Origin of the sequence: Streptomyces sp. NPDC004065 (assembly GCF_044903565.1) — a bacterium.
Lineage (GTDB): Bacteria > Actinomycetota > Actinomycetes > Streptomycetales > Streptomycetaceae > Streptomyces.
Map to the genome: position 1 here is coordinate 1 of NZ_JBJDQT010000037.1, position 20168 is coordinate 20168.

At 75.5% G+C, this 20168-nt stretch carries 15 protein-coding genes; 2 read left to right on the forward strand and 13 right to left on the reverse strand.

What is annotated here, in order from left to right:
- Window positions 1-807 precede the first annotated feature (807 nt).
- The 12 genes from ACI2LW_RS29870 to ACI2LW_RS29925 all read right to left on the reverse strand — a co-directional run bounded on the left by ACI2LW_RS29870 (window position 808) and on the right by ACI2LW_RS29925 (window position 16883).
- Window positions 808-1245, reverse strand: coding sequence for a glutaredoxin domain-containing protein (locus ACI2LW_RS29870; RefSeq protein ID WP_404734366.1), 438 nt, complete (start codon window positions 1243-1245; stop codon window positions 808-810).
- A gap of 76 nt (window positions 1246-1321) precedes the next feature.
- Window positions 1322-2182: a phosphotransferase enzyme family protein gene (locus ACI2LW_RS29875; protein ID WP_404734367.1), complete on the reverse strand. Its 861-nt coding sequence runs from the start codon at window positions 2180-2182 to the stop codon at window positions 1322-1324.
- Between the two features lie 117 nt (window positions 2183-2299).
- Window positions 2300-2680 (reverse strand): hypothetical protein, encoded by a 381-nt coding sequence (locus tag ACI2LW_RS29880; RefSeq protein ID WP_404734368.1) that lies wholly within the window; start codon window positions 2678-2680, stop codon window positions 2300-2302.
- 180 nt (window positions 2681-2860) lie between these two features.
- On the reverse strand, window positions 2861-4084 hold the full coding sequence (locus tag ACI2LW_RS29885) for an FAD-dependent oxidoreductase (RefSeq protein ID WP_404734369.1): 1224 nt from the start codon (window positions 4082-4084) through the stop codon (window positions 2861-2863).
- Window positions 4081-5685 carry an FAD-dependent oxidoreductase gene (locus ACI2LW_RS29890; RefSeq protein ID WP_404734370.1) on the reverse strand — a complete coding sequence of 535 codons (1605 nt, stop codon included), beginning with the start codon at window positions 5683-5685 and terminating at the stop codon, window positions 4081-4083. The genes ACI2LW_RS29885 and ACI2LW_RS29890 overlap by 4 nt, the downstream gene beginning before the upstream one ends.
- Window positions 5685-7922, reverse strand: a complete 2238-nt coding sequence (locus tag ACI2LW_RS29895) for a molybdopterin oxidoreductase family protein (RefSeq protein WP_404734438.1) — start codon at window positions 7920-7922, stop codon at window positions 5685-5687. Before ACI2LW_RS29895 ends, ACI2LW_RS29890 begins: the two co-directional genes overlap by 1 nt.
- Before the next feature lie 121 nt (window positions 7923-8043).
- The gene (locus tag ACI2LW_RS29900) at window positions 8044-9423 is read right to left on the reverse strand and encodes an MFS transporter (protein WP_404734371.1); all 1380 of its coding nucleotides are present in this window, start codon (window positions 9421-9423) and stop codon (window positions 8044-8046) included.
- A gap of 172 nt (window positions 9424-9595) precedes the next feature.
- Window positions 9596-10963, reverse strand: a complete 1368-nt coding sequence (gene pcaB / locus ACI2LW_RS29905) for a 3-carboxy-cis,cis-muconate cycloisomerase (RefSeq protein ID WP_404734439.1) — start codon at window positions 10961-10963, stop codon at window positions 9596-9598.
- 74 nt (window positions 10964-11037) lie between these two features.
- Window positions 11038-13020, reverse strand: a complete 1983-nt coding sequence (locus tag ACI2LW_RS29910; protein ID WP_404734372.1) for an FAD/NAD(P)-binding protein — start codon at window positions 13018-13020, stop codon at window positions 11038-11040.
- Window positions 13021-13260: 240 nt separating this feature from the next.
- The gene (locus ACI2LW_RS29915) at window positions 13261-14838 is read right to left on the reverse strand and encodes a class I adenylate-forming enzyme family protein (RefSeq protein ID WP_404734373.1); all 1578 of its coding nucleotides are present in this window, start codon (window positions 14836-14838) and stop codon (window positions 13261-13263) included.
- A 223-nt stretch (window positions 14839-15061) separates the two neighbouring features.
- A complete protein-coding gene (locus ACI2LW_RS29920; protein ID WP_404734374.1) occupies window positions 15062-15616 on the reverse strand; it encodes an SRPBCC family protein in 555 nt (184 codons plus the stop codon).
- 289 nt (window positions 15617-15905) lie between these two features.
- A complete protein-coding gene (locus ACI2LW_RS29925) occupies window positions 15906-16883 on the reverse strand; it encodes an NADPH:quinone reductase (protein ID WP_404734375.1) in 978 nt (325 codons plus the stop codon).
- Window positions 16884-17029: 146 nt separating this feature from the next.
- On the opposite strand from ACI2LW_RS29925, the gene ACI2LW_RS29930 reads away from it, so the two are divergent.
- Together ACI2LW_RS29930 and ACI2LW_RS29935 are read left to right on the forward strand one after the other, a co-directional pair.
- Window positions 17030-17545 (forward strand): GNAT family N-acetyltransferase, encoded by a 516-nt coding sequence (locus ACI2LW_RS29930; RefSeq protein WP_404734376.1) that lies wholly within the window; start codon window positions 17030-17032, stop codon window positions 17543-17545.
- A gap of 191 nt (window positions 17546-17736) precedes the next feature.
- On the forward strand, window positions 17737-18372 hold the full coding sequence (locus ACI2LW_RS29935) for a DsbA family protein (protein ID WP_404734377.1): 636 nt from the start codon (window positions 17737-17739) through the stop codon (window positions 18370-18372).
- Window positions 18373-18889: 517 nt separating this feature from the next.
- Here the strand turns inward: ACI2LW_RS29935 and ACI2LW_RS29940 are convergent.
- Window positions 18890-20168 (reverse strand): MFS transporter (locus tag ACI2LW_RS29940; RefSeq protein ID WP_404734378.1); only part of this gene is annotated, 1279 nt, incomplete at its 5' end.

Below are 20168 nucleotides of genomic sequence, written 5' to 3' on the forward strand. Positions count from 1 at the left end.
CGGTACATCGCCCGAGAGATCTACCAGCTCATCACTGCTTCAACCACGAATGGCCGTCAGCTCACAACTGCCGCTTGACATCCATAAGAGCATCCTCCCCGTACGGCACCCCACACCCCCGTACCGACGCGAGCCGGACCACCCCGCACCGGCCGCCGGCACCACGCCGGGAACCCCACGACCGGGACCCCACCACCGGGAACCCCACTCACCCCACCCCGGCCACGGGCGAGCCCACCACCCCCGGGCGCACCCCCCGGTACGGCGACGACAGCACACAACGGCACCCGCCCACCGCGCACCACCCCCCGCGCGGACCGGGTGCCCACTCCCCGGAACGCGGGGCCGCGGACACCCCCCTGCCGCGCCGCCCCGCCACGACCCCGCCGGCGCCCGGCCTCCTCCACGGCATCGGGTTCCGGCGGGGGTGAGGGACGGTGCCCGGGGGCGGGCACCGAAGGCGGGGGCCCGGCGAACGAGGGACGGGTGGCCGGGCCCCGCGCCCTCCCGCGGCACGTACGTCCCCTTCGCGGCCCGCGTTCGGCGTTGAGGAGGCGTGAGTGGACGATCGAGCGTTGGACCTCTCCGTGAGGGCCGTCCGGCGGCGGGGACACGATGATCTGGCCTCCGATGATCTCGACGCGGCACCCCGGATTGCGGTCCATGAGCCGACCGGCCTGCGCGATCAGCGGGCGGGCTCCACGGGGCCGCTCGGCAGCTGCTGCGGACATCAGGTGCCTCCCGTGGGCCGGTGTCGAGGGCGTCACCGTAGGCAACCGGGCCTGCCGGCGTCCCGTTACGGGCGGTTCACCCGGAAGAGGTGAGCCGGTCGCGTACCCAGGCCGGGTCGGGGTTGGTGTGCGGTCGGCCGGCCACGACGACGGTCGGCACGGTCTCGTTGCCGTCGTTGGCGGCCCGGACCGCCGCCGCCCCGGCGGGGTCGCGCCAGATGTTCACCCAGTGCGCCTGCCGGGCGTGCCGGCCCAGCCGGATGCGCAGCCGCAAGCAGTACGTGCAGCCCGGCCGCCAGAACACCACCGGCCGGCCGTCGGCCGCGCTGCGCCGCCGCGCCTCCACCGCGCCGATCGACTTCGGGAAGACCAGCGGCGAGTTCACCCCCGCGAGCAGCACGAACACCACCAGGAGCACCGCGGCGGAACCGGCATCCCCCCTGGCGGCCTGCGCGCTCGCGGCGACCGCACCACAGAGCACCAGCAGCAACGGCATCGTCCAAGCGCGTCTCATAGTGCGTGTCATAGCGGCGCACGCTACCGATGAGCCGGGAGGCCCTTCCCGCCGCCCCCTTGGACGTGGTCCGTGATCAGCCCCAGGTGTCCGGGCCGCCGTCGGCCAGTGTGTCCCGGATCCGGGCGAGCCACTGCGTGCCCAGCCGGCGGCCGTCGGGGAGCTGGTCGTCCCGGTCCCAGCGCCATGCCGTGACCATCGCCAGTACGAGGAGCCGGCATGCGCGCAGCAGGTCGCGGTCGATGCCCGGACAGTGCTCGGCGACCTCTTCCGGCGCGTGGGCGAGGTCGAACTCGACCGGCCCGCGGCAGCACGTCTCGAGGTCGATGAACAGCAGCCCGTCCTTGGTGGTGAGCAGGTTGCCCGGGTGTGGTTCGCCGTGCAGCGGCTGTTCCGGGGTGCCGCGCCCGGCGGTCACCCGTCGCAGGCTCCGCAAGGTGTCGGCGAGCAGCCTCCGGTCCGCCTCGGCGAGCGCCGGAGTGCGGTCGCGGTCGGCGACGAGGCGCTGGGCCTGTTCGATCCGGTCCGTGAAGTGCGGGACCGGGACGTCGAGTGGGCGCATGCCGGCGTGCAGCCGCTGGAGGGCGTGGGCGTAGTCGGCCGGTGGGACCTCCGCGGGCGCCACGGGCTCGTAGTAGGTCCACAGGCTGATGGCGAAACCGTCGCGTACCTGCACGCGCGGCTCCACCCTGGGCTCGAGAGCCGCCACCGGGCATCCGGCCGCGGCGAGCCGCCGGGCGAGTCCGACCTCGAACCGCGCGACCTGGTGCGCGGCGGGCGCGGCCGGGGCCACCCGGGCCAGGACGTCGCAGGGCAGCAGCCGCACGGTGAGCTTGTTCGAGTCGTGCAGAACGGTCGCGTCGTCCGCCGGCAGGCCGAGTGCCGAGGCGGTGGACACGGCGGCGGCCACCGCACGCCGTACTTCCGGTGCCCGCATCGCAGCCTTGCCGCCTCCTTTTCCGGGCTCGCCACGGTCCTCCGGTCCGGCGGGAGCTCGCATCGCCCGGCCGCCGGCCGCCGGCCGCGTCCGCCGCGTCCGCCGCGTCGGCCGGGTTCACGGCCAGAGGTAGACGACCGCCGCGACGCAGGCCGTGGACGATCCCGCCATCCAGTACAGCGCGAAGGTGTTGAGGGGCACCTTCTCCCAGGGCTTCGCCTCCTGCTCCGCGATGTCCGCCGCGACCTTCTTCGCGACCGGCACCAGCATGATGACGAACATCAGCAGGGCACCGCTGTAGAAATACAGGGTGTGGGAGACCGAATAGCCGTTCATCGCGGCGTTGGGCAGCAGGAACACCCAGCCGGCCGCCGGGGCGGCGAACATGCGCCGTCTGGCCTTCGGCGTCGGCATGCACCAGTGCATCGCGGCCAGGTAGACGACGGTCGCGCCGGCCGCGATGAGCCACCAGTCGCCCGTGGTGAGATGAGCGGGCACGATCGGAGTTCCTCCTGCGGTGAAGACACGGCCTGCCCGGCCTGCTACCCCGGCCGGGCGTCCCGGTGGGCGGGACGCGAGCATACGCAGCCGGTCGCGGCGCGGTGACCGGCGGCGTCCGGCAGTGCGGCCGGACCGGACTCTGCCGCCCTCCGGCAACTTCCCGGGCCAAGGCCCGGCTCAGCTCCCGGCCGCGGCCCCGGTCAGCAACGCGTCGGGTGGGGCGGTCAGTTCGCGGCCGGTCAGGGCGCGCAGTACCGGGTAGGCGCGGGTGTCGCCGGCCAGGACGCCGCCGAGCAGGGTGCGGCCGTCGCGGGCGAGGACCACCTTGGCGTAGGTGCCCGCGCGCCGGTCCTCGCGGACGTACTCGATCGCCCCGCCGGTGCGGGCGTGGGCGTCGCCGAACCCGGCCACGTCCACGCCGAGCAGCTTCAGCCGGGCCGAGGTGTCCGCGCCGGGGAACGCCTCGCCCGCCATGCCGAGCAGTTGCCGGGCCACGGTCTCGGCCATCCGCAGGCCGGGGGCGGCCAGCCCGTGGCAGCGGCCCTCGACCGCGGCGCACTCGCCGATCGCCCAGATCCGCTCGTCCGCCGTACGGCACCACCGGTCCACCAGGAACCCGCCCCGTTCGGCCCGTGCCAGGCCGGCCGGAGCGGCGAGGTCGTCGCGGGGCCGTACCCCCGCGGAGAAGACGACCAGCGGGGCGTCGAGCACCGTGCCGTCGTCCAGGGACACCCGGGCCGCGCGGCCGTCCGCGCCCGCCTCGACACCGCGCAGCACGGTCGAGCAGTGCACGCGCACGCCCAGCCGTGCGATCGCCCGGGCCAGCACCCGCCCGCCGCCGGCGTCGATCTGCTGGGCCATCAGCCACGGCGCCATCTCCACCACATGGGGCCGCATGCCCAGCCGCCGCAGCCCGCCGGCCGCCTCCAGGCCCAGCAGGCCGCCCCCGACCACCACCGCGTCCCGGCCCGGCCGCGCCGCCGCCCGGATCGCGTCGATGTCCTCCACCGTCCGGTACACGAAGCAGCCGGGCAACTCCCGGCCGGGCACCGGCGGGACGAACGGCCGCGAACCGGTGGCCAGCACCAGCGCGTCGTAGCCGACCACACTGCCGTCGGCGCAGGTCACCGTCCCCGCCGCCCGGTCGACACCGGTCACCGGTGAGCGCAGCCGGATGCGCAGACGCGGGTCGCCGAGGACGTCGGGGCCCGCCAGCGCGAGGTCGCCGGCGCTCGCCCCGGCCAGCAGGGACGACAGCGCCACCCGGTCGTAGGCGGGCCGTGGCTCCTCGGCGAGGACGACGATGCGCCAGCCGCCGTCCCGGTCGCCGGCGAGCACCTCCTCCACCAGCCGGTGACCCGCCATGCCGTGGCCCACGACGACCAGCGTGCGCGTGCTCATCGGTTCTCTCCTTGTGCGGTGGCGGTGGCGGTGGCGCTGGCGCTGGTGCTGGGGCTGGTGGCGGTGGCGGGGCTGGTGCGGGTGGCCGTGCCGGTCGTGGAGTGCTGGGTCCGGGGCTGCGGCGCGGAGGAGGCGAGCGACGTGCACAGGCCGCGTACGACGGCCGCGCAGCTGCCGCATCCCGTCGTCGCCCGGGTGGCCCGGGCCAGGGCCGCCGTGTCGCGCGCGCCGCCGGTCCAGGCCCGCCGCAGCGCCCCGCGCGTGACGTTGTTGCAGTGGCAGACCACGGCGTCGTCGGGCAGTTCGCCGTCCCCCGCGTAGGTGCCCTCGGAGCCGGTCAGCAGGGCGAGCCGGTCCTCGGGCAGTACGGCGCCCGTCTCGTGCAGGTGGCCGGCCGCCGCGACCGCCGCCGCGGGACCGATGACGACTCCGCGGTGGATACGGCCCTCGCGCAGCGCCAGGCGGGCGTAGCGGCCGCCCGCCCGGTCGGTGAGCGAGACCGTCTCGTCGGCGGTCTCGTCGGCGGTCCTGTCGGTGGTCCGGGAGGCGGTCCCGGCGGCCGTCCCGGCGGTCGCCCCGCCGGTGGTGTCGCCGGTGCTTACGCCGATGGTTCCGTCGGCGGTCCCGTCCTCCCGGGCGGGGAGCAGGACCACGGTCTCGATGTCCCCGGTGCGGGGCCGCAGCACCCGCGGCCGGGGGCGGTAGGGGCGGGGCGACCCGGTGAGGACGCGGGCGAGGGCCTCCGCCTGCTCCCAGGCCGAGGTCACGGTGGAGCCGACGGCGCCCGCGTGCTCGGCGCAGTCGCCGATCGCATGGATGCGGGGGTCGCTCGTGCGCAACCGGTCGTCCACGACGACTCCATGACGTATCGTCAGGCCGCAGGCGCGGGCCAGTTCCGTGTCCGGCTCCGTCCCGGCGCACAGCAGTACGGTGCCCGCCGCCACCACCTGGCCGTCGTCGAGGACCAGCTTGCCCTGGACGTACTCGGCGGCCCGGCGGCCGAGGTGCACCGCCACGCCCCGTACGGCCAGCAGACCCGCGAGCACGGCCGAGGCCTCCTCGTCGAGGTGACGTTCCATCAGCAGCGGTGCGGGGTGGACCAGGGCCACCTCGTGCCCGGCCCGGCGCAGCGCGAGGGCCGACTCCACGCCGAGGACGCCGCCGCCGAGCACCGTCACCGGCCCGGGCGGCAGGGCCCGGCAGTCGGCGGCGGTGCGCACGGTGCGCACCCCCTCGGCCGGCCGGCCGCGCGCGGTGACCAGTCCGGGCACGTACGGCACCCGCGGCCGGGCCCCGGTGGCCAGGACCAGCACGTCCCAGGCCAACTCCCGGCCGTCCTCGGTGCGCACGGTGCGCCGGGCCCGGTCGACGCCGGTCACCCGGGTGCCCGTCAGCAGGGTCACCGCCGCGGGCAGGGCGGGCAGCCGCAGCCGCTCGGCGGGCAGCGTGCCGTCCAGGACCGAGCCGAGCAGGGCACGGTTGTACGGCGGGACCTCCTCGGCGCCGGCCACGGTGACCGTACCCCGGTGCCCGTACCGCACAAGGCGTGCGGCCAGCCGGTGTGCGGCCGGTCCGCCGCCGACCACGACGACGTCACTCATCACGGGCCCCCATCCGCCGGGGTGACGCGCACCGCGCTCACCTTGAACTCGGGCATACGGCTGCGCGGGTCCAGGGCGTCGCCCGTGAACAGGTTGGCGCGGGCGGCGCCGGGATAGTGGAACGGCACGAAGACGGTGTCCGCGCGCACGTCCCGGGTGGCGCGCACCCGGGCCCGTACGGTGCCGTGCGCCGAGGTGACCTCGGCGAGCTGCCCGTCGGCCAGGCCGAAGCGCCGGGCGGTGTCCGGGTGGATCTCCACCACCGCCTCCGGCGCCGCCGCCACCAGTTCGGGCACCCGGCGGGTCTGCGCGCCCGACTGGTACTGGGCGAGCACCCGGCCGGTCGTGCCGTACAGCGGGAACGCGGCGTCGGGCACCTCGGCGGGCGGACGGTGGTCCACCGCGGCGAACCGGGCCCGCCCGTCGGGATGCGCGAAACGGTCCAGGAAGACCCGGGGCGTGCCCGGATGAGGCCGTCGCCCACGGCGGCCCGTCCCCTGGGCGCCCGCATCCGGGCCGTCCGCGCCGCTCTCGGCGCCCGTGTCCGGGCTGGCTGCCCTGTCCTCGGCGTTCGTGTCCGGGCCGCTCCCGGCTTCCGCGCCCCGGCCGTCCACCCCGCCGTCGTCCGCCCCGTCCTCGCCGGCCGGGCACGGCCAGTGCAGTGCCTCGCCCGCGTCCAGCCGTTCGTAGCTGATGCCCGAGTAGTCCGCGACGCCGCCGGCGGTGGCCCGCCGCAGCTCCTCGAAGACCTCCCGGGGACGGGCCGGGAACCGGTCCGCGTCCTGCCCGAGCCGTACGGCCAGGGACCGCAGCACCTCCAGGTCGGTACGCACACCGGGCGGCGGCCGCAGATGGGCGCGGCGGCGCAGCACCCTGCCCTCCAGGCTGGTCATGGTGCCCTCCTCCTCGGCCCACTGGGCCACGGGCAGCACCACGTCGGCCAGCGCCGCGGTCTCCGAGGGCACGAAGTCGGCCACCACCAGCAGGTCCAGGGCGGACAGCCGGGAGGCGACGTGCGCGGCGCGCGGCGCCGACACCACCGGGTTGGAGCCGAACACCAGCAGCGCCCGCGGGCCGGACTCGGTGCCCAGGGCGTCCAGCAGTTCGTAGGCGCTGCGGCCCGGCCCCGGCAGCCGCTCGGCTTCGACGCCCCAGACCCGGGCCACGTGGGCGCGGGCCGCGGGGTCGGTGAGCGACCGGTAGCCGGGCAGCTGGTCCGCCTTCTGGCCCATCTCCCGGCCGCCCTGCCCGTTGCCCTGCCCGGTCAGCGTGCCGAAGCCGCTGCCCGCGCGCCCCGGCAGGCCGAGGGCCAGCGCCAGGTTGATGAACGCGGCGACCGTGTCGGCGCCCTTGCTGTGCTGCTCGGCGCCCCGGCCCGTCAGGACGTGGGCGCGGGCGGCCCCGGCCAGCATCCGCACCGCGGCCCGCTGGTCGGCCACCGGCACCCCGGTGACCTGTTCGACCCGCTCCGGCCACCAGGCCACGCACTGCTCCCAGGCGGCGTCGAAGCCGGTCGTGCGCGCATCGACGTACTCCTTGTCGAGGAGGCCCTCGGTGACCGTCAGGTGCAGCAGTCCGAGGGCGAGGGCCAGATCGGTGCCGGGGGCCGGCTGCAGGTGCAGCGCGGCCTGCTGGGCGGTGCGGGTGCGGCGCGGGTCGACGACGACGAGGTCCGCGCGCCGCAGATGACGCAGCAGGGGCGGCATCGTCTCCGCCGGGTTGGCCCCGGCCAGCAGCACCACGTCGGACTCGTCCAGGTCGGTCACCGGGAACGGCAGCCCGCGGTCCAGGCCGAAGGCGGCCGTGGCCGCGGCGGCGGCCGAGGACATGCAGAACCGGCCGTTGTAGTCGATCTGCGAGGTGCCGAGCGCCAGCCGCGCGAACTTGCCGAGCGCGTACGCCTTCTCGTTGGTCAGCCCGCCCCCGCCGAACACCGCGACCGCGTCCGCGCCGTGCCGGCCGCGGATCTCCCGCAGCCGGCCGGCCACCAGGTCGAGGGCCTCCTCCCAGCCGGCCGGGGCCAGTTCGCCGTCCGGCCGGCGCACCAGCGGGGTCAGCAGCCGGTCCGGGGCGCGCAGCACCCCGGGCGCGGTCCAGCCCTTCTGGCACAGGCCGCCGGCGTTCACCGGGAAGTCCGGGGCGGGCCGTACGGCCAGCTCCGCCCGGCGGCCGGAGAGCACGGTGGCGCACTGCAGCGCGCAGTACGGGCAGTGGGTGGCGCTCTCCGCGCTCTCCACCCCGCCCGCCCCCGCGTTGGCCGGCGCGCCCGCCCCTGCGTTCGCCACCTCGCCCGCCCCCGGGTTCCCCGCGCCCCACGCGCTCCCCGCGTTTCCCGTCACGCCGGGGTCCGGCGCCCGTTCAGCGGACATGGGAGGCACCCACCGGAGGGGAGAGGGCCGGCGGGCCGTCCGTGCGCTCGGCGCGCAGGTACACCACCCGGATCAGCACGGCGCACAGCCCGTAGAAGGCGAGGAAGGCGTAGAAGGCGGGCTCGCCGCTGCCCAGCGAACCGTAGGCCGAGCGGAAGGCCAGGTTGATGGCGACCCCGCCGAGCGCGCCCACCGCTCCCGCGATGCCGATGACGGCCCCCGACAGCCGGCGCGAGCGGGCGAAGGCCTCGGCCGCGTCGTGGCCGGAGGTGACGGCCCGCTCGGCCTGCCGGGCGAAGACCGCCGGGATCATCTTGTACGTCGAGCCGTTGCCGACGCCGCTCATCACGAACAGCGCGGTGAACCCGGCCACGAACAGCGCCAGTGACCCGGTGCGGGTGGCCACCAGCAGTACGCCGATGCCGGCCGCCATCCCCGCGAACGCCCACAGCGTGACCCGCGCGCCGCCCCACCGGTCGGCCAGCCTGCCGCCCGCCGGACGCGCCACCGAGCCGAGCAGCGGCCCGAGGAAGGTGAAGGACGCCGCCTGCAGCGGTGTGCAGCCGAACTGGCTCTGCAGCACCAGCCCGAAGGCGAAGCCGAAGCCGATGAAGGAGCCGAAGGTGCCGATGTACAGCAGCGAGATCCACCAGGTGTGGGCGTCGGCGGCGGCCTCCCGCTGGGCGCCGCGCTCGGCGCGCACCACGGCGACGTTGTCCATGCGCAGCGCGGCCAGCACGGACACCAGCGCGATCAGCGGCAGGTAGCAGGCGGCGACATACGCCGGGTGGGTGTCGCCGGCGAGGGAGATCACCAGCAGGCCCAGCAACTGCACCACGGCGACGCCCAGGTTGCCGCCGCCCGCGTTCAGGCCGAGCGCCCAGCCCTGCTGCCGCTGCGGGAAGAACGCGGTGATGTTCGTCATCGACGAGGCGAAGGTGCCGCCACCGGCCCCGGCGGTCGCGCCGATCAGCAGGAACACCCACAGCGGGGTGCCGGGACGTTGCACGAAGTACGTGGTCAGCGCCGTCGGCACCAGCAGGACCAGGGAGGCGAACACCGTCCAGTTGCGGCCCCCGAAGCGGGTGACCGCGTAGCTGTAGGGCAGCCGCAGCAGCGCCCCGGCCAGGGTGGGCACCACCACCAGCAGGAACTTCTCGTCCGGGGCGAAGCCCAGTCCGATCCCCGGCGACATGAACAGCACCAGGACCGACCACATGCTCCACACCGAGAAGCCGATGTGCTCGGACAGCACCGACAGCACCAGGTTGCGCCGGGCGACACGGCTGCCGCCGGCGGCCCACGCCTGCTCGTCCTCGGGGTCCCAGTTCTCGATCCAGCGCCCTCGGCGGGCGCGTGCGCGGGTCAAGGCTCCTCCTCGGCTTTCCGACGGGTCGAAGGGTCGTGGTGGATCGCGGTCGTCGCGGCCACACTCATGTCGCGGTCGCGGTCGCGGTCGCGGTCGCGGTCGCGGTCGCGGTCGTGGCCCGGCCACGGTCGTGGCAGGGAACCGTCCCGGCCCGTGACCGCGGCCGCGGCGGTCAGCGCAGCAGGGCCCGGTCCACCAGGGCCGCCGCGGCCCCCGTGTAACCGGCCGGGTCGCACAGGGCGGCCAGGTCGCCGGCGACGGCCGCCGGCAGGCCGGGCAGGCCGGCCAGTACCTCGGGCAGGGCGCGTCCGGTGACCTCGGCCTGCCGCGCCGCCTCGGTCAGCACCTCCTTGGCGCGCGCCTTGCCCAGGGCGGGGGCGAGGCGGGCCGCCACCCGCTCCGAGACGATCTGACTGCCCGTCAGGCCGAGGTTGGCGCGCATGCGTTCCGGCCGGGCCCTGAGGCCCTCGGCGAGTTCGGCCGCCGTGTGCGCCGCGCCGCCCGCCAGCCGCAGACACTCCCGCAGCAGCTGCCACTCCGCGTGCCAGGCCCCCGCGGACCGCTCGTCCTCGCTGACCAGGCACTGCACCAGGGCCGCCGAGAGGGCCGGCACCTGAAGGGCGGCGCTGCGCAGCAGCGTGGCCAGCACCGGGTTGCGCTTGTGCGGCATGGCCGAGGAGCTGCCGCGGCCGGCCGCGCCGGGCTCGGCGACCTCGCCGACCTCGGTGCGGGCCAGCGACTGCACATCGACGCCGATCTTGCCGAGCGCGCCCGCCGTGAACGCCAGCGCGGACGCCAGGTCCGCCACGGGCGTGCGCAGCGAGTGCCAGGGCAGCACCGGCCGGGCCAGGCCGGTCTCGGCGGCGTAGACGTCGACCAGGCGGTCCGCGTAGGCGCCCGGATCGGGCGCGCCGCCCGCGTCGAGACCGGCGTACTCCAGATAGCCGGCCAGGGTGCCGGCCGCGCCGCCCAGCGAGACGGGCAGCCCGCTCTCGTGCACGCGCGCCAGCCGGGTCTCCGCGTCCAGCACCAGCGCCCGCCAGCCCGCCGCCCGCAGGCCGAACGTCGTCGGTACGGCGTGCAGGGCGAGGGTGCGGCCGACGGCGGGCGTGTCGCGGTGCGCCGCGGCCAGCTCGGCGAGCGCCGACGCGCACCGCGCCAGGTCGGCGCGGACGATCGCGAGCGTGCGGGCGGCCACCAGCATGGTGCCGGTGTCCAGGACGTCCTGGCTGGTGGAGCCGCGGTGGACGTACTCGGCCGCCGCCGGGTCCCGTTCGGCCACCACCGCGGTGAACGCCTTCACCAGCCCGACGACCGGGTTGGCGGTCTCCCGGGCGGCGAGCGCCAGCGCCCGTACGTCGAGCAGGTCGGCGCGCGCCGCACGGGTGATGACCTCGGCGGCCCGGGCGGGCACCGTGCCCAGGGCGGCCTGGGCGCGGGCCAGGGCGGCCTCGGCGTCCAGCATGGCCTGCAGCCACGCCCGGTCGCCGGTGGCCGCCTCCGCGGGGGTGCCGGCCCGTACCGGTGACAGCAGCCCCACGTCCGCCGGGCCGCCCCCGGGCTCGTCCGCCGGGCCGCCTCCGGGCTCGTCCGCCGCCGTGGTGGGCGGAGCGGTCACACGATCACCCCGGACATCTCGCTGCCTGCCTCCACCGGGCGCACGCCGTCCGGTACGTGCGCCACCGGCGGCAGCGTCAGCACCGCGCGGGCGATGGCGTCGGAGTCGCCGAGGGTCACCGAGTCCACACCCGGCCGGATTCCGGCCGCGGTCACCCAGTGGACCGACTCGGTGGGCACCCCGTAGGCGAAGCGCCGCGGGTGGGCGCGGCCCCGGCCGTCCAGCAGCCGGTAGGGGCGCTCGGTGACGGCCAGGCCGCCGGTCTCGTAGTTCCCGCCGCCGGCCGCGGCGATGCGGTACGGCGTCGCCTGGTCGGTGTCCAGCAGGTGCTGCAGCAGCGGGTCGTCGGTGCGGCGCAGGTCCGGCTCGGGAAGGCGGGCCTCGATCAGGGCGCTCGCCCGCACCGCCTCGCCCGGCACCGCCGTGGACTGCGCGACGTACACCCCGGCGGTCGTGTCGATGCGGACCTGGGTGCCCGGGCCGGTCACGGTGAGCACGCCCGCCTCGATCAGCGCGATCATCTCCTCGATGCGGGAGGCGGGCGGGCCGATCGACAGGAACGCGTTCAGCGGCGTGTACCAGCCCTCGAGGTCGTCGCGGTGCGAGTCGCCGTCCAGGCCGCCGTGGTCGACCGCGAGGCGGATCTCGTTGCGCAGGTCGCGCAGCACGTCCAGGGCCGCCTTGAGCGGGCCGCTGACATTGCCCAGACGGGCCTCGCGCACGTCCTGGCGCAGATGGCCGAGCAGCCAGGCGGTGAAGTCCGCGCGGTCGGTGAACACCCGGTCGCCGTACGGCCGGGACAGCCGCTCCCAGCTCCAGCGCTCGGCGGGCCCGATGCCGTGGGCGTCCAGCAGCGGAGCCGGGTCGGCGTCGGGCGCCAGGGCCAGGAACCGCTCGGTGAACTCCTCCCGGGCGTGGTCCTGGCCGCGGGCGCTCAGCAGCGTGCCGTAGTAGACGCTCTCCACCTCGCGGGAGATCAGCGGCCACAGGTCGGCGGAGAAGCTGACCGGCCGGCCCTCCGCGGAGCGCTCGCGCAGCCGCGCGATGTACTCGGCGGTCAGCAGCCGCGGGAAGTAGCGGCCGGTGGAGCCCTTCTCGTTCTCGCCGCGCGCGTGGTACGGCACCCCGCGCCGGGAGAAGGCGTACAGCTTCGGCTCCCGGCCCGAGGGCCGGTAGACCAGGCCGCCGTCGGCGCCGGCGCGCTCGAAGCGGCCGCCGCGGCCCAGCGTGAACAGGGCCATGTGGTCGAAGAAGTTCAGACCCAGCCCGCGCAGCAGCACGTTCCGCCCGGGCGCGATGCCGCTCAGGTCGAGGTCGGCGGGGTTGGCCGGGGTGACGTAGGTCAGGTGGTGGATGCGCGACAGGCTCGCGGTGCGCGCCTCGCGCGCCGACAGCCGGGCCGGGACGTGGCCCTGCGCCATCACGATGGCGTCCAGCGAGTTCAGCCGGGTGCCGTTCTCCAGCCGGACGCCCTGCGGGCCGCCGGGCACGCCGTGGGTGTCGGCCGCGGCCACCGCCCGCGAGCGGTGCACCCGTACCTCGACGTGCGCGGGCGCGGCCGCGACGATGCGCTCGAAGCAGTCGTGCAGATAGCGGCCGTAGAAGGCGCGCGTGGGGTAGGAGTCGGGGCCGAGCCGCCGGGCCTCGGCCAGCACGGCCGCGTCGGTGTCGGCCGGATCGCCCAGCAGGGCCAGGCTCTTGGCCCACTCGTACAGGCTGGGCCCGGGCTCGACGGGCCCGTCGATGCGGGCGCTGTCGTCGGTGAAGACGGTGATCTGCGAGGCCACGGTGTTCATCAGCAGGTGCTGCGACTGCTCGGCGCGCCACACCTGGCCGGCGCCGGGGGCCGAGGGGTCCACGACGTGCACGGTGACCGACTCGTGGGCCCGCTCGTGACGCTCGTTGGCCAGCAGCCGTTCCAGCACCGACAGCCCGCGGGGGCCGGCACCGATGATGCAGACCTCGATGGTGCTGCGCATGCGGTTACTCCGTTTCTGGGCAGGGGCCGTCCGGCGGCCGGTGGAGGGGACCGGCCGCCGGACGCGCAGGGGGAGGTGGAAGGCACGGGAGCACGGGAGGAGCGGGAGGAGACGGGGCAACGGGTGCCCCGGAGCGCCGGGTGCCCCCGGGGCGCCGGTGCGGGCGGCGCGCGGACCGTACGACGGTCAGCCGTACGGGACCACGGGACCACGGGGTCACGGGGTCAAGGGATCAAGGGATCAAGGGGTCCGGTCGCCGGGGCCGGTGGCCAGCAGCCGGGCCAGCTCCAGGCGCTTGATCTTGGTGGTGGCGGTCTGCGGGAGGTCCTCGAGCCGCCACTGCACCGGCGCGGCCAGGGCCGGCAGGTCCACCACGGCCGTCTTCCAGGCCAGTTCGTCCAGCGGCGCGTCGTCGCGGGTGCACACCACCGGCACCGCGCGGCCGTCCGGGCCGGGGATGATGATGACCTCCACCAGCTCCGGCAGACGGGTGAACAGCTTGTCCTCGATCTCCAGCGTGGACTCGATGCCCGGGATCTCGTCGACCTCGCGGTCCAGCAGGTGCAGACAGCCGAACCTGGTGCGGTAGCCGAGGTCGCCCATCCGCCACCAGCCGTCGTTGACCTGCTTCTGCCAGCGCTGGTGCTCGCCGAGGTAGGTGACGATCCGGCCGTCGCTGCGGACCTCGATGAAGCCGGGGTTCTCCTTCGTCACCGGCTGCCCGTTGCGGCTGACCACCCGCACCCCGGTCATGCCCAGGAACGGCACGCCGACGCAGCGGCCGTTGAAGTCGGCGCCGTCCTTGAGCGAGTAGGTGCGCGCGGCGATCGGCCCGACCTCGCTCTGCCCGTAGGCCTGGGCGAAGCGCCGGCCCCGGCGGCGGGAGGCCTTCAGCAGGGTGTTGACGGTGCGCGGATGGATGGCGTCGAAGGTGCTGGAGAAGTACTTCACGTTCGCCAGCGGCCCGCGCGGGTCGTCGGCCAGCACCTCCCAGCGCAGGAACGTGTTGGGGTGGGCCTCGATGAAGCCCGGCGGGATCCGGCTGAACAGCTCGCCCACCGTCTCCGGGTCGTCGTCCTTCAGGATGATCAGCGGATGGCCCTGGAGGATGGAGATGGGCATCGCGGTGAACATCCGCGAGTGCACGAACGACACGTGGATCGCGACCGGTTCGCTGCGCCGTACCGCGCCGGCGACCACGGTGGCCTGCGGGCGGTAGCGGGCCTGGAAGCTCATGCCGGTGTGGACGGCGAGCTTGGGCGTGCCGGTGGTGCCGGAGGTGTGGGTGATGAGGGTCGGATGGTCGATCGGCATGGCCACCGCCGGCACCCGCTCCGCCCCGGCCAGGGAGGCGAAGGAGACGGCGCCGTCGTACTCGCCGGAGGCCAGCAGCACCGTACGGGACAGGTCGAAGACCTCGGCGGGCAGGTGGTGTTCGAGCTTGTCCCGGTCGGTGACGAGGAAGGGCCGGCCGACCCGGCGCAGCAGCTCGGCGACCGTCGCCCCGTCCAGCTTCGGCGACAGCAGCACCGGGATGGCGCCGGTGCGCGCGATGGCGCAGGCCAGCAGCGAGATGTCGAAGCCGTCGCTCTTGTGCACCACGACGTGGTCGCCGGGACGCACCCGGACGGACCACAGCCGGGAGGCCAAGTCGTCCACCAGGTCGGCCAGTTCGGTCAAGGTGGCGCGCCGGCCCAGTCCGGGGGCGATGTCCAGGTCGTGGTCGAGGATCACGAAGTTCGCCGGATGCCGGGCCGCCGCTCGGTCGAAGAGCGTGCCGAGCCGGATTCCCTTGCTGCCTATTCGCTGGAGAAACATGTAATCGATCTCTCGTCCATGGCTGCGGATTCCTGAAGGGGGGTGTGCCTGAAGTGCTGGTGTGCCTGGTGTGCCGGGTGCCGCATTACGGAACCGACGGGCCCGCCGTGCGCGTAAGCGTGTGCGCGTAACGGTGTGCGTGTGCGTACGGGTGTGCGGGTGTACGGGTGTACGTGAGCGTGCGCGGCGCATACGGCGGCTGCCGTGGTCGGTCAGTGGTCGGTCAGTTCTTCTCGATGACGTCCTTGATGCGGGCGAGTGTCGCGTCGAGGTCCTGCACGAGTTTCGCGGTCCACTCCTCGACGAAACGGACGCGGTCGGCCTCGTCGAGACCGGCGACGATCTTGTGGATTCCGGCGGTGGCCCGGCCCATGCGGAAGTGGTGGACGAGCCAGGAGGTGCCGTCGCCGGCGTCCTCGATGTCGAAGCCCCAGATCGACTCCTGGTCCTCGCGGGCGTGCGTGAGCATCATCCAGCGGAAGGTGCGGCCCGGCTCGGCGGCGACCACCCGGGCCTCGGTGTACCAGGTCCCGCGCACCAGCGGCGCCCAGCCGACGACGTCCTCGCTGCGCAGGTTCTCGCCGCGGAAGACGGAGCCGACCGCCGACGGCTCGCCGACGATCCACTCCCCGCCCATGCACTCAGGGCTCCACTCCTTGCTGCGGGCCAGGTCGCTGACCACCGCGTAGATCTCGGCGGGAGAGGCGGAGACGCGAATACGGGCGTCGAGTTCGAAGAGCGGGGATTTGTCGATGACGGTTTCGGTGGATGCTGTCATGGCGGCAATCCTGCCGACGCCCGCCAAAGGGCAGCAATCAAGCCGCCCGGGGTCCGTCAAGTCCCATTCCGGCCCACGGCGCTTTTTCGTGGGCCGTGGAATTCCGGCCGGAAAAAACGCCCGGGCGGCGCCACGACTTCACGTCGGGCGCCGCCCGGGCCCGGGCCGGTACGGACGGTTTTTCCAGCCGCATTTCCGGCCGCGTACGTACGTCCCTTCAGGCCTGTACGTCCCTTCAGGCCTGTACGTCCCTTCAGGTGCGTACGTCCGCTCAAGCGCATACGCCCGTTCAGGCGCGTACGTCGATGACGAGCTTGCCGCGCACCTTTCCCTCGTCCAGGCGGCGGTGGGCCTCGCCGGCCTCCGCCAGCGGCAGCACCTCGGTGGCCCGCGGGCGCAGCCGGCCGGACGCCAGCAGCCCGTTGATGCCGCGGGCGGCGTCGGCGAGCTGGGCGGTGTCGGCGTGCGAGATGGCGAAACCGTGCACCGAACGGTCCCTCAGATAGAGCGGCCCCACGGGCAGTACGGGCCGGGTGCGCAGCCCGGCCATCACCACGATCCGGCCGCGCCCGGCGAGCAGGTCCACGGCCGTCTCGAGGTCGTTGCGGCCGGAGGCGTCGACGTACACGTCCACCCCGCCGGGCGCGGCGGCACGGATCCGCCCGGCCACGTCGCCGCGGCGGTAGTCGACGACCTCGTCGGCGCCCAGGGACCGTACGTACTCCTCGTCGCGCCCCGAGGCGACGGCGATCACACGGGCGCCCGCCCGGGCCGCCATCACCACCATGGCGCCGCCCACGTTGCCGGCCGCGCCGAGCACGGCGACCGTCTCGCCGGCCCGCAGCCGGCCATGGGTGAACAGCGCCAGGTGGGCGGTGGCGGCGGGATGGGCCAGCGCCACCGCGTCCACCGCGTCCACGCCGCCGGGCAGGTGGTAGAGGCGGTCCACGGGCACCACGGCCTGCTCGGCGGTGGCGCCCTGCCGGCCGTCGTGGCCCAGGCTGTTGCACCAGACCCGGTCGCCGGGCCGGAAACCGACGGCGCCGGGGCCGGCCGCGGCGACCGTGCCGACCAGGTCACGGCCGATGACGAAGGGGAAGGTGACGGGGGTGCGCCAGGCTCCGGAGCGGACGAAGGTGTCCACGTGGTTGACGGCGCTCACCTCCACGTCGACCAGGACGCCGTGAGGGCCGGGCACGGGCTGCGGCAGCTCCCCGTGACGGATGACGTCGGGGGAGCCGAGCTGGGTGATGTAAGCGGCACGCATGGTGGCCGAGTCTGACAGCGTGGCACCGCCCGGGACATGGTGCGCGGTGATCCGGGCGCACGGTCCGTCAGGTCACTCCGCTGTCCCGAGTACGTGTGTCAACTCGCCCTCCCGGCAGAGGCGTTGCCGTCCGTACGCTCTGCCGTGTGTCCCTGCCCCCGCCCGGTTCCGGCTCCCTCTCCGCGTCCCCGCCCTCGCCTGCGGCGCCTCCGTTGACCCTGGCCGACGTCACGCCCGGCGATCCCCGGATGTCCGTGCACGTCCGGCCGCTGCTGCGGGCCCTGCGTCCGGCACTGACCGACGACGGCTTCGACCGGTTCGCCGCACAGGCGCACGCGCAGGGGCTGGTGTTCACCGCCGCCTACGACGCGCACGGCGGGTGCGTGGCGGTGGCCACCCACCGGGTGCTGGCGACCAGCCGCGGCCGGGTGCTCTTCGTCGACGACCTGGTCACCGACCCCGGCCGCCGCGGCGGCGGCGTGGGCGCCCGCCTCGTGGCGCACCTGACGGAACGGGCCCGTGCGGCGGAGTGCTGCCGCGTCGAGCTCGACTCCGGCGTCACCAACCAGGCGGCCCACCGCTTCTACCACGCCCGCCGCATGACCGTCTCGGCCTTCCACTTCGCCCTGGACGTGGGCGGGGAGGGTGGAGCGGACGGTTGAGACGGATGGGTGAGGCGGGATGGGGGAGGCGCGGCCGGGTGAGGCGCACCCGGGGGTGAGAGGCCGTGGGCCGCGCCTTGGCCGTCCCTTGGCCGGGCCTGGGCCCGTCCTTGACCGCCCGCGCCGAGCATGTGGGCACGTCCTTCCCACCCGTCCCCCACCCCAGCCCCCCAGCCGAGGAGACCACGACCGTGCCCGCTGCCGAACCCACCCCCGTCGACTTCTGGTTCGACCCCGTCTGCCCCTGGGCGTGGATGACCTCCCGCTGGCTGCTGGACGTCGCCGGGCAACGCCCCCTCGAGATCCGCTGGCACGTCATGAGCCTGGCCGTGCTGAACGAGGGCCGGGGCGACGACCTGCCCGAGCGCTACCGCCGGCTGCTCACCGAGGGCTGGGGTCCGGTGCGGGTGGTGACGGCCGCCCGGCAGAAGTACGGCGCCGACGTCACCGGAGCGCTCTACACCGCACTCGGCGAGCGCATCCACCGCCAGGGCCTCGGATACGGCCGGGAGGCGATCGAGGGCGCGTTGAAGGAGACCGGTCTGCCCGAGGACCTGGCCGACTGCGCGGACCAGGACACCTACGACGCCGCCCTGCGCGCCTCCCACCAGGAGGGCATCGACCGGGTCGGCCAGGAGGTCGGCACCCCGGTGATCGCGCTGCCCGGACCCGACGGCACGACGAGGGCGTTCTTCGGCCCGGTGGTCACCCCGGCGCCCAAGGGCGAGGCGGCCCTGCGCCTCTTCGACGGCCTGCTCCTGCTCGCCTCCACCCCGGGCTTCTACGAACTCAAGCGCTCCCGCACCCGGGGCCCGGTCTTCGACTGACCCGGGGCGACCCGGCGATCCGGTGTGACCCGGGGTGACCCGGCGATCCGGGGTGACCCGGGGGGCCGCTCCGGGCGGCCCAGCTCCTGCCCGGAGCGGCCGAGGGCCGGAAGAGCCCCCGCCGGCCTTCGGTCCCGGGGCGGCCGGACTGCCCGGCCCGGTTCTCGGTTCCGGGTCGAACCGGCCCGGGGCTCGGTCCGCGCGGTCGGTTCCACGCTGTCGGTTCCGGGCTGCCGGGGCCGGATCGGCCCCGGCCCCGGTTTCGATCCCGGGCCGCACCGCAATGGGCCGTCCGCCGGGCCGGAAAGCCATGGGAGCCCCCGGCCGGAGACCTTGTGACCCCCGCCGGAGAGCCATGGGCAGTCCCCGAGTCCCCGTTCCGTCCCTCAGGCCCGTACCCCCCGTCCCTCAGGCCCGTACCCCCGACGGTCCGCGCGGCTCCGACCCCGTGTCGGCCGCGCGGACCGTATCGCCGCGACGCGCCGCGGGTGCACCCGCCCGCCGGCGCGCCGCGGAGTCACACGGCCGCCCGTGCCCGCGGCACCGGGCGGCGGGCGGGTGCCGGGCCCGGCACCCGCAGCGCGGCCAGACCGAGCGCGGCGAAGAAGACGGCCCAGGCCGCCCACCCCGCCCAGCCCCGGCCCACACCCGTGCCGATCAGCGGCGGCCCGACCACGGTGGTGACGGCGAACCCCAGGTTGAACGCGGCCAGATGACTGGTCCGCCGGCCCTCCGGGATGTGCAGCAGGGCCGCTCCCGTCGTGCCCACGGTGATCAGCACCTCGCCCAGCGACAGCAGCACCGCCGCGGCGACCAGCACCGTCACGTCCAGCCGGGCGCCGCCCAGCGCGGTCAGCGGCACCGTCACCGCCCCCAGCCCCGCCAGCAGCCCGCCGCCGGCCATCAACGCCCGTGCCCGCCCCAGCCGTTCGGATCCCCGGCTCAGCCGCACCTGGAGGGCCACCACGACCAGCGTGTTGAGCAGCTGCACCAGCGTCACGGTCCACGCCGGAGCCTGGGTGCGCTGCACGATCCACAGCGGCACCCCGATGCCGAGCAGCAGCGCCGACAGGGTGAACGCCCCGTACAGGGCGGTCACGGCCAGGAAGGGCGGGTTGCGCAGGATGCGCGCCCGGCCGCCGGACGGCGCGGCGCCGGGACCGGTCGAGGCGGGACCGGCGGAGGCGGGAAAGCCGCGGCAGATCGCGGCGCACGCCAGGAACAGCACGGCCGAGGCGACCAGCACCGCCCGATAGGCCCAGGGCTCACCCACGGTCAGCGCCGCGCCCGCGGGCAGCGCGCCGACCGCCATCCCGGCGTTGCGCAGGGTCCGCAGCCGGGCCAGCGCCCCCACGGCCGCCGCGTCCCGCGCCCGGCTGATCAGCCCGGCCTCGATCAGCGGCCCGATGCCCCGGCTGAGCAGGCCGGCCACCGCCGCGGCGACGAGGGCCTGCCCGAAGGCCGCCACCGCGGACAGCGCGAGGAAGGCCGCGCAGCGCACCGCGAACAGTGCGCACAGCGCGGCGCGCACGCCGAGCCGTTCCGCGGCCCGGGCGATCGGCATCGCACCCAGCAGCGAGGCCGCGCCGGAGGCGGCGAGCACCACCCCGATCTGCTGGTTCGTCAGCCCGGCGGCACGGTCGAGGAACAGCGCCGACAGCGCGAGGTACATGCCCAGCCCCACGGCGTCGCACAGCCCCACGGCGTAGAACCGGCGCACCGCCGCCGCGCTCGTCGGAGCCGCGCCCGCCGCCGCGCTCGTCGGAGCCGCGCCCGCCGCCGTGTCCGTCGGAGCC

Bases quoted from the DNA above. Each gene is read 5' to 3' on its own strand.
- ACI2LW_RS29870 (WP_404734366.1), bottom strand. From the start codon at position 1,245: ATGAGACGCGCTTGGACGATGCCGTTGCTGCTGGTGCTCTGTGGTGCG.
- ACI2LW_RS29925 (WP_404734375.1), bottom strand. From the start codon at position 16,883: ATGCGTGCCGCTTACATCACCCAGCTCGGCTCCCCCGACGTCATCCGT.
- ACI2LW_RS29885 (WP_404734369.1), bottom strand. From the start codon at position 4,084: ATGAGCACGCGCACGCTGGTCGTCGTGGGCCACGGCATGGCGGGTCAC.
- ACI2LW_RS29920 (WP_404734374.1), bottom strand. From the start codon at position 15,616: ATGACAGCATCCACCGAAACCGTCATCGACAAATCCCCGCTCTTCGAA.
- ACI2LW_RS29910 (WP_404734372.1), bottom strand. From the start codon at position 13,020: ATGCGCAGCACCATCGAGGTCTGCATCATCGGTGCCGGCCCCCGCGGG.
- ACI2LW_RS29875 (WP_404734367.1), bottom strand. From the start codon at position 2,182: ATGCGGGCACCGGAAGTACGGCGTGCGGTGGCCGCCGCCGTGTCCACC.
- ACI2LW_RS29890 (WP_404734370.1), bottom strand. From the start codon at position 5,685: ATGAGTGACGTCGTCGTGGTCGGCGGCGGACCGGCCGCACACCGGCTG.
- ACI2LW_RS29915 (WP_404734373.1), bottom strand. From the start codon at position 14,838: ATGTTTCTCCAGCGAATAGGCAGCAAGGGAATCCGGCTCGGCACGCTC.